The sequence below is a fragment of the Amycolatopsis oliviviridis genome (genome assembly GCF_014654365.1).
GTDB classification, from domain to species: domain Bacteria; phylum Actinomycetota; class Actinomycetes; order Mycobacteriales; family Pseudonocardiaceae; genus Amycolatopsis; species Amycolatopsis oliviviridis.
The window spans coordinates 95,291-109,734 of record NZ_BNAY01000005.1 but is presented as its reverse complement, the minus strand read 5'-3'; the positions used below and the strand labels follow the sequence as shown (position 1 = coordinate 109,734).

General features: G+C 67.9%; 16 protein-coding genes. 7 read left to right on the top strand and 9 right to left on the bottom strand.

From position 1 onward, the window contains the following. The first annotated feature begins 39 nt into the window (after positions 1 to 39). Positions 40 to 567 (top strand): TetR/AcrR family transcriptional regulator, encoded by a 528-nt coding sequence (locus IE302_RS22165; protein ID WP_191256420.1) that lies wholly within the window; start codon positions 40 to 42, stop codon positions 565 to 567. Between the two features lie 79 nt (positions 568 to 646). On the opposite strand, the gene IE302_RS22160 is transcribed toward IE302_RS22165, so the two are convergent. Beyond that, complete coding sequence (locus IE302_RS22160) at positions 647 to 1,069, bottom strand: PPOX class F420-dependent oxidoreductase (protein WP_191256419.1); 423 nt, start codon at positions 1,067 to 1,069, stop codon at positions 647 to 649. Between the two features lie 234 nt (positions 1,070 to 1,303). Here IE302_RS22160 and IE302_RS22155 point away from each other — a divergent pair, with 234 nt between their 5' ends. The 3 genes from IE302_RS22155 to IE302_RS22145 all read left to right on the top strand — a co-directional run bounded on the left by IE302_RS22155 (position 1,304) and on the right by IE302_RS22145 (position 4,927). Further along, positions 1,304 to 1,822, top strand: coding sequence for a MarR family winged helix-turn-helix transcriptional regulator (locus IE302_RS22155; protein WP_026467141.1), 519 nt, complete (start codon positions 1,304 to 1,306; stop codon positions 1,820 to 1,822). Positions 1,823 to 1,825: 3 nt separating this feature from the next. Further along, positions 1,826 to 4,105, top strand: coding sequence for an MFS transporter (locus IE302_RS22150; RefSeq protein WP_191256418.1), 2,280 nt, complete (start codon positions 1,826 to 1,828; stop codon positions 4,103 to 4,105). A gap of 153 nt (positions 4,106 to 4,258) precedes the next feature. Next, positions 4,259 to 4,927 (top strand): DedA family protein, encoded by a 669-nt coding sequence (locus IE302_RS22145; RefSeq protein ID WP_191256417.1) that lies wholly within the window; start codon positions 4,259 to 4,261, stop codon positions 4,925 to 4,927. On the opposite strand, the gene IE302_RS22140 is transcribed toward IE302_RS22145, so the two are convergent. The 7 genes from IE302_RS22140 to IE302_RS22110 form a co-directional block, all read right to left on the bottom strand. Continuing rightward, positions 4,924 to 5,337 carry a VOC family protein gene (locus IE302_RS22140; protein ID WP_005160702.1) on the bottom strand — a complete coding sequence of 138 codons (414 nt, stop codon included), beginning with the start codon at positions 5,335 to 5,337 and terminating at the stop codon, positions 4,924 to 4,926. The genes IE302_RS22145 and IE302_RS22140 overlap by 4 nt on opposite strands. A 185-nt stretch (positions 5,338 to 5,522) precedes the next feature. Next, positions 5,523 to 6,269: an SDR family oxidoreductase gene (locus IE302_RS22135; RefSeq protein ID WP_191256416.1), complete on the bottom strand. Its 747-nt coding sequence runs from the start codon at positions 6,267 to 6,269 to the stop codon at positions 5,523 to 5,525. Next, the gene (locus IE302_RS22130; protein ID WP_093932481.1) at positions 6,266 to 6,913 is read right to left on the bottom strand and encodes a nucleoside/nucleotide kinase family protein; all 648 of its coding nucleotides are present in this window, start codon (positions 6,911 to 6,913) and stop codon (positions 6,266 to 6,268) included. Before IE302_RS22130 ends, IE302_RS22135 begins: the two co-directional genes overlap by 4 nt. Then, positions 6,910 to 7,785, bottom strand: a complete 876-nt coding sequence (locus IE302_RS22125) for a PfkB family carbohydrate kinase (RefSeq protein ID WP_191256415.1) — start codon at positions 7,783 to 7,785, stop codon at positions 6,910 to 6,912. The genes IE302_RS22130 and IE302_RS22125 overlap by 4 nt, the downstream gene beginning before the upstream one ends. A gap of 2 nt (positions 7,786 to 7,787) precedes the next feature. After that, positions 7,788 to 8,594 (bottom strand): ATP-binding cassette domain-containing protein, encoded by an 807-nt coding sequence (locus tag IE302_RS22120; protein ID WP_191256414.1) that lies wholly within the window; start codon positions 8,592 to 8,594, stop codon positions 7,788 to 7,790. Further along, complete coding sequence (locus IE302_RS22115; protein ID WP_191256413.1) at positions 8,591 to 9,580, bottom strand: ABC transporter permease; 990 nt, start codon at positions 9,578 to 9,580, stop codon at positions 8,591 to 8,593. Before IE302_RS22115 ends, IE302_RS22120 begins: the two co-directional genes overlap by 4 nt. After that, positions 9,577 to 10,560: a substrate-binding domain-containing protein gene (locus IE302_RS22110; RefSeq protein ID WP_191256412.1), complete on the bottom strand. Its 984-nt coding sequence runs from the start codon at positions 10,558 to 10,560 to the stop codon at positions 9,577 to 9,579. The genes IE302_RS22115 and IE302_RS22110 overlap by 4 nt, the downstream gene beginning before the upstream one ends. Positions 10,561 to 10,719: 159 nt before the next feature. Here IE302_RS22110 and IE302_RS22105 point away from each other — a divergent pair, with 159 nt between their 5' ends. The 3 genes from IE302_RS22105 (at position 10,720) to IE302_RS22095 (ending at position 13,293) form a co-directional block, all read left to right on the top strand. After that, a complete protein-coding gene (locus tag IE302_RS22105) occupies positions 10,720 to 11,754 on the top strand; it encodes a LacI family DNA-binding transcriptional regulator (protein WP_191256411.1) in 1,035 nt (344 codons plus the stop codon). An 88-nt stretch (positions 11,755 to 11,842) separates the two neighbouring features. Then, entirely contained in the window at positions 11,843 to 12,712 is an 870-nt protein-coding gene (locus IE302_RS22100; protein ID WP_191256410.1) for a LacI family DNA-binding transcriptional regulator, read from the top strand. A gap of 47 nt (positions 12,713 to 12,759) precedes the next feature. After that, complete coding sequence (locus tag IE302_RS22095; protein ID WP_191256409.1) at positions 12,760 to 13,293, top strand: GNAT family N-acetyltransferase; 534 nt, start codon at positions 12,760 to 12,762, stop codon at positions 13,291 to 13,293. Between the two features lie 66 nt (positions 13,294 to 13,359). On the opposite strand, the gene IE302_RS22090 is transcribed toward IE302_RS22095, so the two are convergent. Continuing rightward, positions 13,360 to 14,253 carry an endonuclease domain-containing protein gene (locus IE302_RS22090; RefSeq protein ID WP_191256408.1) on the bottom strand — a complete coding sequence of 298 codons (894 nt, stop codon included), beginning with the start codon at positions 14,251 to 14,253 and terminating at the stop codon, positions 13,360 to 13,362. Positions 14,254 to 14,444: the final 191 nt, after the last annotated feature.

Below are 14,444 nucleotides of genomic sequence, written 5' to 3'. Positions count from 1 at the left end.
GTTCGAAGGTAAACCGTCCAGACGGTATAGTCAACTGATATGGCGAAGCCCACCGCGAAGGAACGCATCCTCGACTCGTACGAGGAGATCCTCATCGAGCACGGCCCCGGCGGGGTCACCCTCGACGCCGTCGCCGCGCACGCCGGGGTCTCGAAGGGCGGCCTGCTCTACCACTTCGGCTCCAAGGAAGCCCTGATCGAAGGCCTGATGGAACGTCTCGCGCGCCTGTCCGAAGAGGACCTCGAACTGGCGCGGTCCGCACCCGAAGGCGTCGTTTCGTGGTACCTGCGCACCGCCATCACCGACGTGACCGAGCGCAAACCGCTGGTCCGCACGACCATGGCGACGATCCGGATCATGCTCAACGAGCCACGGGTCTTCGAGGTCGTGCAGGTCTACAACCAGAAGGTCCACGACCTGATCAGCGAGCACGTCGGCGACCCGCTGACCGCCGAACTGGTCATCCTGGTCGGCGACGGCCTCTACCTGCGGGCCGCACTCGGCCGGGACGACGCGAGCCCCCTGCTCGACCGGATCGACGAGATCAAGGCCCGCATCACCCGCTGACCTCCTCCCGCATTTCGTCCTCTGAATGCGGTAGTTGCGCGTGCAAGGACCGCATTCAGAGGACGAAACGCATGAGGCACTACATCCGCAGGCCGTAGACGCGCTCGATCGGGATGGTCAGCAGGACGCGCTGGTCGGCGACCATGGCGTCCCGGAACTCCTCCCAGTCCGGATGCTCGCCCCGGGCCCGCCGGTAGTGGTCCACCAGCGCGTCGACGGTGGCGTCGTCACGCGAAGCGGCGGTCGGCGTGAGCACGGCCGGACCTTCGACGACGACGTAACCGTCGCCGCCCTCCGTCGACACATGGAACGTCGCCCGCGGGTCGCGCCGGAGATTCTTGGTCTTGGCCCTCGGCTCGGTGATCGAGATCAGGATCGCGCCGGCGTCCGCGTCGTAGAGGTAGTTGACGGTCGAAAGCTGGGGCCTGCCGTCACGTTTGACAGTGGCGAGGGTGCCGAAGTTGCGGTCGGCGAGGATCGCGTAGAGCGCGGAGTCGGTCATGACTCCTTCAAAGCGCGCACCGTCCGGCTTGTTCCGCGACCGGCAAAAGCGCAGCTCAGCGACCCAAGCCGGGCGAACCGGACAAACATGCACGAATAAATGTGCTTGCATGCGGCAACTAAAGTGTCATCAGACACACCCGGTCACTTTCTCCTTGCGAAGCTCCTCCAAGAGGAACATCCTTGCTCAAGGCAACTAGTTGCAGTGACCAAGCAACCGGCGAGAGAGACCATCATGACACCCACGACACCCGGCACCAGGTCGAAGGCCGACCTCGACCTGGCCGACACCCTCGGGCACGAGCTCGTGCGGCTCGTCCGCCTGGTCAACCGGGCCAAGTCCCAGGTGTCCAAGCAGGGACCGGACGGCATCGAGCGGGCCGCGTACGCGATCCTCTTCTGCCTCATCCACGTCGGACCCCAGCGGACCAGCAAACTCGCCGAGTTCCTGCACTCCGAGATCTCGACGATCAGCAGGCAGTCGAGCTCCCTCGTCCAGCACGGGCTGGTCGAGCGCCTGGCCGACCCCGAAGACGGCCGGGCATGCCTGCTCGCACCGACCGCCGAAGGACTCCGGGTCTTCGAGGAGAACCGCAAGCAGCGGAACCAGTGGCTCGCCGAGGTACTCGGCGATTGGTCCGACTCCGACCGGGAAACCCTCAACTCGCTGTTCCGACGGCTGAACAACGACATCGAGAAAACATCTCCACAGTTCGCCGATCCCGCGTCGGCGTCGAAGGCCAAGGGGGCCTGAACAATGAGTTCCGCAGTAGAAAGTCCGCCAGCAGTTCACGAAGAGGGGCCCCGGCTCAGTCACCGTCAGATCGTCACGATCCTGATCGGCCTGATGTCGGGCATGTTCCTGGCGGCGCTCGACCAGACGATCGTGGGCACCTCGATCGTCCGCATCGCGAATGACCTCAACGGGTTCGACCTGCAGGCCTGGATCACCACGGCCTACCTGATCACCTCGACGATCGTCACCCCGATCTACGGCAAGCTGTCCGACATCTACGGGCGCAAGCCGTTCTACATCGCGGCGATTTCGATCTTCCTCGTCGGCTCGATCGCTTCGGCGTTCGCGACGTCGATGTACGAACTGGCCGCGTTCCGCGCGATCCAGGGCCTCGGCGCCGGCGGTCTGATGTCGCTGGCGATGACGATCATGGGCGACATCGTGCCGCCGCGGGAACGCGCCCGCTACCAGGGCTACTTCCTCGCCGTGTTCGGTATCTCCACCGTGCTCGGCCCGGTGCTCGGCGGGTTCTTCGCCGACTTCGACAAGCTCGGCAGCGTCTTCGGCTACGACATCGCCGGCTGGCGCTGGGTCTTCCTGATCAACGTGCCGATCGCGATCGTCGCGCTGTTCGTCGTCGCCCGCGTGCTCAACGTGCCGCACCAGCGCCACGACCACAAGATCGACTGGTGGGGCGGGCTCGCGCTCGTCGTCGCCGTGGTGCCGTTCCTGATCGTCGCCGAGCAGGGCAACAAGTGGGGCTGGGGCTCGCAGAACGCGATCATCTGCTACGTCATCGGCGCCATCGGCGTCGTGGCCTTCATCTTCATCGAGAAGCTGATGAAGGACGCGGCACTGATCCCGCTGCGGCTGTTCAAGAACTCGACCTTCACGGTCGCGATCATCGGCGGCATCATCGTCGGTGTCGCGATGTTCGGCGCGATCATGATGATCCCGCAGTACATGCAGGTGGTGCAGGAGTTCTCGCCGACCGAGTCGGGTCTGCTGATGATCCCGCTGATGGCGGGCATCATGAGCGGTTCGATCATCTCGGGCCAGATCACCAGCAAGACCGGTCGCTACAAGGTGTTCCCGGTGGTCGGCACGCTGCTGATCGCGGCGGGCGCGTTCTTCTTCGCGCAGGTCGAGTACAACAGCGCGCTGTGGCACCCGCTGGTCGCGGCCGCGATCATCGGCCTCGGCCTCGGTGCCTGCATGCAGACGCTGATCATCGCGGTGCAGAACGCGGGCCCGCGCAGCGACATGGGCGTCTCGACCGCGTCGGCGACGTTCTTCCGCCAGATCGGTGGTACCGCGGGTGTCGCGGTGTTCCTGACGATCCTGTTCAACGTCCTGCCGGGCAACATCACCAAGGCGTTCGGCGGCAACGCGCCGACCGGGCCGGGCGCGGCGGCGCTGGGCGACATCCAGTCCAACACGAGCGGTATCGCGAGCCTGCCCGAGGCCATCAAGACCCCGGTGCTGATCGGCTTCACCGAGTCGATCACCACGGTGTTCTACGTGGCGGGCGCGGTCGCGCTGCTGGCGACGCTGGTCCTGATGTTCATGAAGGAGATCCCGCTGCTCGGCGGTTCGGCTCCTTCGGCTCCTTCGGCGGCTTCGGCTCTCGAAGGTGGCGAAGCTCTTCTCGAAGAGGAAGAGGCCAAGCCCGTCGAGACGGCTTCCGAGAAGACGGTGGTGACCGCGCCCGTCGAGCCCGGCAAGCACGCGCTCACCAACGGGAACGGCAACGGGGCCTTCCGGGCGGGATCCGCGCAGATCAGCGGGCACGTCCGCCGGGACGACGCGACCAACGTCCCGGGCGCGGCGCTGACCCTGATCGACCACAACGGCAACCAGGTGGCCAGGACGCACACGAATGAGAACGGCGTGTACTCCTTCGCCGGCATCGTGGGCGGGCGGTACACCATCGTCGCCAGCGGCCGCTGGTTCCGGCCGGTCGCGGCGACGCTGACCGCCACCGGTTCCGGGGTGCTGCGCCACGACGTCGAGCTGGTCAGCACGATCCTGCTGAGCGGGGTCGCCCGGACCGACGGCGAACGGGTGGTCCCGGACGCGCGGATCACCGTGCTCGACTCCTCGGGCGGCGTCGCCGCCGTGGCGAGGACCGACGCGGAGGGCAACTACACGGTCAGCGACCTGCCCGCCGGGACGTACACGGTGATCGCCAGCGGCTACCCGCCTGCCACCAGCCGGGTGGAGCTGCTGGGCGGCGACCAGGCCGAGCACGACGTCCGGCTGAGCTACGACCAGGCGCTCGACGAGCTCGTCGAACACTAGGCGCGAGCTTGAAATGAAGGGGCCTTTCATTGCAAATTTTGCGATGAAAGGCCCCTTCATTGCGCTTGGGGGACGCGTGACAGGGACGGCGAGGACACCCCGATTCCACCGTTCGGTGAAGTGCGGTTCGCCGAGTACACGTAGGCTCGCGGCGTGAGTGAGGTGTACACCGAGGCCGCGAGCATCGGCGTGGGCTGGCTCGACACCGCCGGGCCCGTGCTCGTCTGGGTGATCGTGCTCAGCTTCATCTTCGTGGAGTGCGCGCTGATCATCGGGCTGTTCCTGCCCGGCGACTCCCTGCTGTTCGCGGCCGGGGTCGTCCTCGCGCAACATGGCTCCGACCTGAACGCGTGGCTGCTCTCCGCCGCGGCGCTGCTCGTCGCGATCGTCGGCAACCAGGTGGGTTATTACATCGGCCGGGGCACGGGCACGAAACTGATCGCGCGACGCGGCGGCAAGGTACTGAACAAGCACAACCTCGACCGTGCCAGGAACTTCCTCGATCGCAGGGGTTTCTTCGCCATCGTCGCCGCGCGCTGGATCCCGTGGATCCGCACGCTGGCGCCGCTCATCGCGGGGGCCGCGCGGATGGATCCGCGCCGGTTCGCGCTCGCGACAGCGCTGGGCGGGCTGCTCTGGGTGCCGACGCTGGTGCTGCTCGGCTACTACGGCGCCGGTCTGCTGGACCAGCTGCCGTGGGTCAAGACGGCGGCCCTGTGGATCAGTATCGCGTTCTTCGTGGTGGGCACGGCCTACGGCTTCATCCGCTACCGCCAGGAGATGCGGCGCCCCGCCGAAGAGACCGAAGAGAGCACGGCCTAAACCTCGGGGTCAGCCCAGATTTCCAGCTGGATGCCATCCGGGTCACGGAACACGATGACCGACGAGCCTTCCAGGGTCCGCGATCCCTTCGACGGCGAGTAGACGACGCCGTACTCCGAGAGCCGCGCTTCCCACTCCGCCAGTTCCGACCGCGACGACACCTTGAACGCCACGTGGTCCAGACCGGTCCGCCGTTCGTCGAACCGCGGCCGCTCGGTGTCCTGATGCTCGACGAGCACCACCGCGAAGCCTTCGCTCGGCGACCTCAGCACGACCTTCCGCAGGCCCGTCTCCGGGTCCTCGCGACGCGTGAACTCCTCGAGTTCGAGCACGCGGGCGTACCAGGGCACGCTCCGGTCCACATCGGTCACGGTGAGTGCCAGGTGGTGCACAGACATGAGCTTGGACATCGGGGATGACCGTCCTGATCAAGAAGCTTGGGGGCGCCACCAGGGTGACACAGGCGCCTGGGGCCACGAGGTGATCCGCCGACTTCCCACATGAATCGTGATATCCGCCGGGAAAGGGTGTTAAAAAGTGGCTGAACCGCACGCGGACCCGATATCCCCTCGTGACCGCCTCGTGGCCCTGGGTGTCAACGTCCTCCGCCGACGGTCAGCACCGTCCCGGTGGTGTACGACGCGGCCGGGGAAAGAAGCCACAGCACGGCTTCCGCGACTTCGCCGGGTTCGCCCGCCCGTCCCATCGGGATGGTCGGGGCGATCCGGTCCATGCGGTCGGGCATCCCGGCGGCCGCGTGCAGTCCGGTGTGGATCATCCCCGGCGCGACCGCGTTGACCCGCACGGATTCTTTGGCGACTTCTTGCGCCACGCCGTAGGTCATCGTTTCGACGGCCGCCTTGGTGCCCGCGTAATGGACCCATTCCCCGGGCGAGCCGGTCCGCGCGGCGGTGGACGACACCGTCACGATCGCGCCGCCCCCGCCGCCGTACCGGGTGGACATCCGGCGGATGCCCTCGCGGACGCACAGGAAGACGCCCGTGACGTTGACGTCGACCACCCGGCGGACGACCTCGGCCTCGTACTCGTCGAGGCGGCCGGGGGTGTTGCCGGTGATGGCCGCGTTCGCGACCAGCCCGGCGAGCGGGCCGAGGGCGACGGCGGCGTCGAACAGGGCCACCACGTCGTCTTCGGACGCGACGTCCCCGCGCTGGGTGATCGCTTGGACGCCGTGCTCGCGAACGCGCGAAGCGACGCCTTCGGCCGCTTCGGCGTCACCCGCGTAGTTGACGACGATGTCGTATCCGCGCGCGGCGGCCAGCTCGCAGACCGCCGCGCCGATGCCCTTGCTTCCGCCTGTCACGACGAGAACACCACTCATATGGCGAAGTTAACCAGCGGGAGGTTCTCGAGGACCAAGTCGGCCCGGCCGCTGGTGGAGGCGATCAGGTCGGCGTTGCGCTGGTCGGAACCGAGGGCGCGGCGACGCGCATCGACCAGCGAACGGCCGTAGCGGCGGTGCCGCGAAACGAGCCGCTCGATGCGCTCGGGTTCGTCCGGCGCGAGGAACCACGACTCGGCGAGGATCGGTTTCACCCCGCTCCACGGGTCGTCCTGCATGAGCAGGTAGTTACCCTCGGTGATCACCAGCGGGACGTCCGGCGTGACCGCGACGGCGCCGGCGATCGGCTCCTCGATCTCCCGGCGGAACTCGGGCGCGTAGACGGTCTCGCGGCCTTCGGCGAGCCTCCGCAGCAGGTGCACGTACCCGGCCGCGTCGAAGGTGTCCGGGGCGCCCTTGCGCTCCACCCGGCCGAGGCGCTGCAACTCCACCTGCGCCAGGTGGAAGCCGTCCATCCCGACCACCGCCGCCCTCGTGCCCAGCGCCTTCGCGAGGCCCCAGGCCAGCGTGGTCTTACCGGACGCGGGGGCGCCGACGATCCCGAGCACGCTGCGCTGTCCCGGCTTCGCCAGGGCCTGGGCCCTGCTCAACAGGTCCTCGAACACCGGAGGCATCGCGGTCATGACTGTCCTTCTCCCATCTTCGCGACCGCGGCCGTCCACGACCTCGGTCCTTCATGCCGCACCCGTTCGGCGGCCACCTCGTTGGCGAACGCGATCCAGCCAGGGACATCCCCTTCGCCCCTGGCGACCGCGTACGCGAAAGCCCCGTGCCAGACGTCGCCCGCGCCCAGCGTGTCACGCGCCCGGGTGACGGGAACGGGGACGGCACCGGATCCGTCCGCCGTCGACCAGCGGACCGGATCGGGGCCCGCGGTCGTGATGACCAGCGGCACGCCGTGCTCGCGCGGATCGTCCCCGCGGTACAGCGAGGAGCACGCGGCGACGTCGACGAGCGGCAGGAGTTCGGGGAAGACCGGCTTCCAGCTCCCGGCGTCGAGCACCACCGGTATCCCGCGCTCCCGAGCCCAGCGCGCGATGGCCAGCGCGACCTCCGGATGGTGCCCATCCAGGAGCACACACCTGGGCATTTCGTCCTCTGAATGCGGTAGTTGCGCGTGCAAGGACCGCATCGAGAGGACGAAACGCGAGGAAGCGTGGGCGTTGCGCGAGACGACGGTGCGCTCGCCGTCGGAGTCACGGACGGTGATGGCGCTGATCGCGGGCGGATCGGGCCGTCCGGGATCGAGGTCGACCAGGTCGACGCCGTGCGCGCCGAGGTCGGCGCGGGCGAGTGCCGCCAGCGGATGCGCACCGGCGACCGTCAGCAACGTCGCCCCGGCGCCGAGCGCGGCCACGGTCACCGCCGCGTTCGTCGCCGGCCCCCCGGCGGCGACGTCCATCGACAGCGAACGCACCTTCTCGCCCGGCGCCGGTATCTCGGCGACGCGCTGAATCTGGTCGACGGTGCACAGGCCCGCCAGCAGGACTCGCACTACTACAGTCCAGTGTGGACGGCTGAGGCGACTTCTTCGACTTCGCCGTTCTCACCGATCTTCAGCGCACCCGTGAGCAGGCCGACGACCTGGTTCATAGTGTGCGTCTTCGGCGAGACGACCGCGACTCGCTTTCCGAGGCGATGGACGTGGATGCGGTCGGCGATGTCGAACACGTGCGGCATGTTGTGGCTGATCAGCACCACCGGCAGGCCGCGTTCGCGGATCCGGTTGATCAGATCCAGGACCTTGCCCGATTCGGCGACGCCGAGCGCGGCGGTGGGCTCGTCCATGATGACCGCCTTGGTGCCGAACGCGGCCGCCCGCGCGACCGCGACACCCTGGCGCTGCCCGCCGGACAGTGTCTCCACCGGCTGTGTGATGGACTTGATGTTGATGCCGAGTTCGTCCAGGATCCGCTGCGCGTCGGACCTCATGGTCGCCGTGTCCAGTTTCCTGAACAGCTGTCCGAAGAGGTCCTTTCGCCGCTTTTCCCGACCCAGGAACATGTTCGATGCGATGTCGAGCGCGGGCGCGACGGCGAGATCCTGGTACACCGTCTCGATCCCGTAGTGGCGAGCGTCCAAAGGGGACTTGAAGTGCACGGCCTGACCGTCCACTTTGATCTCACCGGCGTCCGGGATCACCGCTCCCGAAAGGGCTTTGATGAGGCTCGACTTCCCGGCGCCGTTGTCACCGACGACGGCGAGCACCTCACCGGGGAACAGTTCGAAGTCGGCGCCGTCGATGGCGGTGACCCGGCCGTAGCGTTTGACCAGCCCCTGAGCGGACAACGTGGGTGTCGTCATGACTGCTGCCTCCTCGCGAACCGGTCGACGCAGACCGCGCCGATGAGCAGGGCGCCGGTGGCGACGTCCTGGTAGAGCGCGTCCACGCCGAGCTGGGTCAGCCCGGACCGCAGGACCGCGACGACCAGCGCGCCCATCATCGTGCCGAGCACCGAACCGCGGCCGCCGAACAGGCTCGCGCCGCCGAGCACCACCGCGGTGATGGAGTCGAGGTTGCCGAGCTGGAAGGCGTTCGGGTCGGCGTTGGGCACACGGCCGAGCGCCTGCCAGGCGGCGATCCCGACGATCACGCCGGCGACGAGGTACACCGAAAGTATCGTCCGGTTGACCTTGATCCCGGACAGCCGCGCGGATTCCGGCGCGTTGCCGACCGCGTAGACGTGCTTGCCCCACGGCGTGCGCGTGAGCGCGTACCAAAGTCCCAGGTACATCAGCAAAGCCAGCGTCATGCCGTAGGTGATCGGGATGCCGCCGAAGAGGTACCGGCGGGTGCCGAGCCATTTGAGCAGCTCGTCGGCGACCGGGACGGCCTGGCCGCTCGCGAACAGTTTCGCGGCCGCGGTGAGCACCGTCAGCAGACCGAGCGTGACGATGAACGGCGGCAGCTTGATCCGGGTGACCAGCGAACCGGTGACCATCCCGATCGCCACCGTCGCCACGATTCCCAGCAGCAGCGCCCAGATCCCGGCGACGCCGCCCGCCACGAGTTTCGCCATGATCAGCGTCGCGAGCACCATCGCGGCCGCGTTGGCCAGGTCGATGCCCGCGGTCAGGATGATCAGCGTCTGCCCGAGGGCGAGCGTGCCGATCACCAGGGACTGTTGCACCACAAGGGAAAGGTTGTCGAGGTCGAGGAAGGTGTCCGTCGAGGCGGAGAACACCACGATCGCGACGAGCAGGGCCAGCGCGGGCCCGACCGCGGGCGCGCGGAGGAAGAACTCACCGATCGACGGCCGCTCGTTTCCTTTGAGGGTGGCAGTACTCATTTCGTCCCCCAGCAGTTCTCGAGGCCCCACTTGGTGTCCTGGCTCTCCACGCCCGGGATCGGCTTGTCCGTGATCACCGCGGATCCGGTGTTCACGAACCCGCTCGGCTTCTTCCCGGTCTTGGCGTACTCGACGGCGGCGAGGACGCCCTGCTCGGCCATCTTCTTCGGGAACTGCATGACCGTGGCGGCGTACTGGCCGTCGCGCACGTTCTTGACGCCTTCGCAGCCGCCGTCGATCGAGCCCATCACGAGCTGGTTCACCAGGCCGCGGGCCTGGAGCGCGGCGTAGGTGCCGCGGCCCATCGGCTCGTTCATCGTGTAGACGGCGTTGATGTCGGTGGTGCGCTGCAACAGGTTCTCCACACCCTGCTGAGCCAGGCTCTGGTCGCCGTTCGCGGGCGTCTTGCCCTTGATCTCCGGCGACGCGTCGGTCAGGCCGATGCCCTTGAGGAACCCGGTGTGCCGCTGGGTGTCCACTGTGGACCCGGCGGTGCCGTCCACCATGAACAGCTTCGGCGGCTTGCCGGCGAGCGCGGCCTTGACGTACGCGCCCTGCTGACGTCCGGCCTCGAAGTTGTCCGTGGCGAAGGTGGCGTCGACGGCGGTGTCCGGTTCGGTCGCCGTGTCGAGCGCGATGACCAGCACCCCGGCCTTGCGGGCGCGGTCGATGGCGTCGAGGACACCGGTCGAGGAACTCGGCGTGATCAGGATGGTGTTCGCGCCCTGCTGCATGAGGTTCTCGATGGCCCGGACCTGGCCGTCGTTGTCGCCGTCGAACTGGCCGGCGAGCGCGCTGAACTCCGCGCCGTTCGCCTCGGCGGCGGCCTTGGCGGCCGCCCTCAGTTCCACGAAGTAGGGATTGGTGTCGGTCTTGGTGACCAGGCCGACCTTGGCCTTGCCACCCCCGCCCGCTTTCGATCCGCCACCCCAGTGGCGTTCGACGGTGCACCCGGTCGAGGTCACCGCTAACGCGACCATCGCGAGCGCAACGAGGCTCCGTTTCCCAAGACGTCGTTGTCTCATGGAGATGCCCTCCGATCGAGGCTGTCCGTGATGGACCGGAAGGTAGACAGGGTTATGCTCACTCGCAAGCGTTTGCGCAAACGCTTGCCAGCCTGCCTGCACCGAGGAACGTTGATGCCGCCGTCTCGCTCGTCCCGCCCCACCCAACGCGACATCGCCGAGCTGGCGGGAGTCTCGATCACCACGGTGTCCCATGTGGTCAACGGGACGAGGGCGGTGGCCGAGGAGACGAAGCTGGCGGTCCTCCGCGCGATCGAGCAGACCGGCTACACCGGCGACGCCATCGCCCGTTCGCTGGTCACCGGCGGGACGCGGTCGATCGGCGTCGCGATCTCCCTGATCGCGAACCCGTACTTCGCCCTGCTGATCCAGGCCATCGAGCGCGAAGCCGCGTTGGCCGGGTACACGGTCCTGCTGGCGGACACGCACGACACCGTTGACACCGAGCGTGAGACCGTGCGGACCCTGCGTTCCCGCCGGGTCGACGGGCTGCTGATCACGCCGTCGCCCGGCGACGGTTCGGTGATCGGGGAGCTCGTCTCGCTCGACGTCCCGACCGTGCTCATCGACAGGCTGTCCACGCGCACCGACGTCGACCAGGTGGGCGCGGAGAACATCCAGTCGACGTCCGCGCTGACGGCGCATCTGGCGTCGCTCGGGCACCAGCGGATCGGCATGATCAGCGGCACCGCCGGGCTGAGCACCAGCGAGGAGCGGATCCTCGGCTACCGGCTCGGCCTCGGCCGTTCGGGGCTCACCTGGTCGGAGGACCTGGTCGCGTGCGGGCAGTCTTCGCAGGCAGGCGGGGCTCTCGCGCTCAGCACGCTGCTCGCGCTACCGTCTCCGCCGACGGCGCTGGTGGTCGCGAACGACACGATGATGGTCGGCGTCCTGCACGAGTTGCGGAAGCGCGGCCTGCGCGCCGGGATCGACCTGCCGGTGGTGGTCTACGACGACGTCGAGTGGGCCGATCTGGTCGATCCGCCGCTGACCACGATGGCGCAGCCGATCGACGAGATCGGCACACAGGCGGTGCGCCTGCTGCTGGCCCGGATCAACGATCCCGCACGCAAGGCCCAGACGATGCGGATTCCGCCTACTCTCCGCCATCGGGCGTCCTGCGGATGCGCTCTCGTTCACTCACATTGATGATTGTTGGGAGACTTTCCGGTCTCGCCGCCGAGTGACGCTCCGTCAGCCGTTACCGTCGTTCAGGCTCGGATGAAGGCATGGAGCGATGACCGCATTGTCCCCGGCGTTACCCCTGTGGGAGGACACCCCTGTCACCCACCGGTTCGGGGTGGCCATGGCGATGCACGCGAACCCGTATTCGGGTGAACTCGTCCGCGCCATCCGCCGCGCCGCGCGCCGTCACGGCTGCGAGATCACCCTCGCCGACACCGGCGACAGCGTCGCCGAGGAAGCCGCGGTCATCCGCGCGCTGCGGGCCGACCGCGTCGACGGTGTCCTGCTCGTCCCGGCGGCCGGCGACGAAGCGGTGATCAACGGACTGGTCCGGATGGGCGTGCCGACCGTGCTCGTCGACCGGATGGCCGGACGCAACGACGTCGACCAGGTCGGCTCCGAGAACATCCAGGCCGTGTGCGCTCTCGTGCGGCACCTCGCCGGGCTGCGGCACCGCAAGATCGGCTTCATCTCGGGCGAAGAGGACATGGCCACCTACGAGGAGCGGGCCCTGGGCTACCGGCTCGGCCTCGGCCGTTCCGGCCTCCGGTGGACGTCGCAGCTGGTCGCGTGCGGGCAGTCGACCCCGGGCGGGGCGGCCGCCGCGACCGCGAAACTGCTCGACAGCTGGCCGTCGCCGACGGCGCTCGTGGTGGCGAGCGAGGCGATGATGATCGGCGTCCAGTACGAGGCGCACCGGCTCGGCATCCGGATCGGGCGCGACCTCGCGATCGTCGGCTACGGCGACATGGAGTGGGCCGGGCAGGTGACCCCGGCGGTGACCACGATGGCGCAGCCGATCGAGGAGATCGGGCGCAAGGCCGTCGAACTCCTGCTCGCCCGGATCACCGACCCTGAGCGACGACCCGAATCCGTACGGCTCGCACCGCGCTTCATACACCGTCAGTCGTGCGGCTGCTGAATCACAACCCGCTGGTCAGAACGCCGCCGCCGGGTGAAGATGGCGGAATGACCGACCTGTGGACCGTGCACACCGCCGACCTCGAAGCAGGCGTGCTCACCGCGGCACGTGCTCTGCTGGACGACGCTTTCGACGGCGATTTCAGCGACCACGACTGGGAGAACGCCCTCGGCGGCATGCACACGCTGGTGTGGGAGAGCGGCGAGCTGATCGGGCACGCGTCACTGGTCCAGCGACGGCTCGTGCACGACGGGCGGGCCCTCCGGACGGGTTATGTCGAGGCGGTCGCCGTCCGGTCGGATCACCGGCGGCGCGGGCACGGCGCCGCGATGATGGACGCGCTGGAGCGGGTCCTGCGGAAGGCGTACGACCTCGGGGCGCTCTCGGCGTCCGAAGACGCCCTGGAGTTCTACGCGTCGCGCGGCTGGCTGCTGTGGCGCGGCACTTCGTCGGTCATGACGCCTTCGGGCCTGGAGGCGACGAAGGAGGACGACGGGTCGATCCATGTGCTGCCGGTGGGGGTCACCCTGGATCTGGACGGGGAGATCACCTGCGACTGGCGCTCGGGCGACGTCTGGTGACGCGTTTAGTCCTCTGAATGCGGGGGCACCTGCTCGCGCCGGTCTTCGAACTCCGCATTCAGAGGACTAAACGCGGGAGTTGAGAGCCGCCGCCACCCGGCGCACCATCGCACGAGGGTCGGCATAGAGCTCCTCCTTGGTAATGACGATGAACTCCCAGCCCTCGGCCTCGATCAACGCTCGCCGTCGCGCGTCCAGACGTGGCTGTTCACCTTCGAGATGCCAAGCACCGTCATATTCGATGGCGAGCTTGGCTTCGCGGATCGCGAGATCCAGCCGGCCGAGGAACCGGGTCCCGCTGAACACCTCGACCTGAGGCTCCGCCTCGATCCCGTGGAGCCTCAACCGCACCCTGACCTCGGACTCCGGGATGGACTCCGCTCGCCCGTCCGAAAGTTCCAGGGCCTGACGCGCCCGGACGATCCCATTGTCGTGCCGGGGCCGCAAGTACGCGTCGAGCGTCTCACTGTCGATGAATCCGGCGCGGAGCAGCACATCCAGAAACCCGACGACACGGGGAAGAGAGCGTCGAAGCCGGGTATCGGTCAGGATGTCCATCGTCATGCGCAACGGTGTGGCGATAAGGCCGTCCCGCCAAGGCTCGAAGTCCCGACCGAGAAGCCTGGTCCGGCGGAGATGCGTTCCGCGCAGACTGTGGAAGCCCTTCACCTCGGGCACCACGAACTCGACCGGGTCGTTCTCGGCCGAGAACGGGAATCCGCGCACCGTCGCGGCCGAGCACCCGGTCAGCACCGCACCGTCGGGTACGACGAGGATCGCGGCCTTGCAGCGCAGTTCGTGATCTTGAGGAATGCCTATCGGGGCATAGACATCCTGGAACAGCCGGTTGTACGGCCCCGAGCGGAGCTGGGCACGGGTCAGGTCTCCTTCGCTGACGGCCCGGCTGCCCACGAAGGGGCCGAAAAACTCGGAGGGCGTCGCGTACTGGTTTCTGGACACGCTCCGACGATGGCATCCGGCCCTGACGGCACCCTGGATCCAAGATCATCTTCGGCCCACTTGTCCACAACGCTCCGAGCCCTGTGGATGACCGCATTTAGTCCTCTGAATGCCTGCCGCATTTAGTCCTCTGAATGCCTGCCGCATTTAGTCCTCTGAATGCCTGCCGCATTTAGTCCTCTGAATGCGGC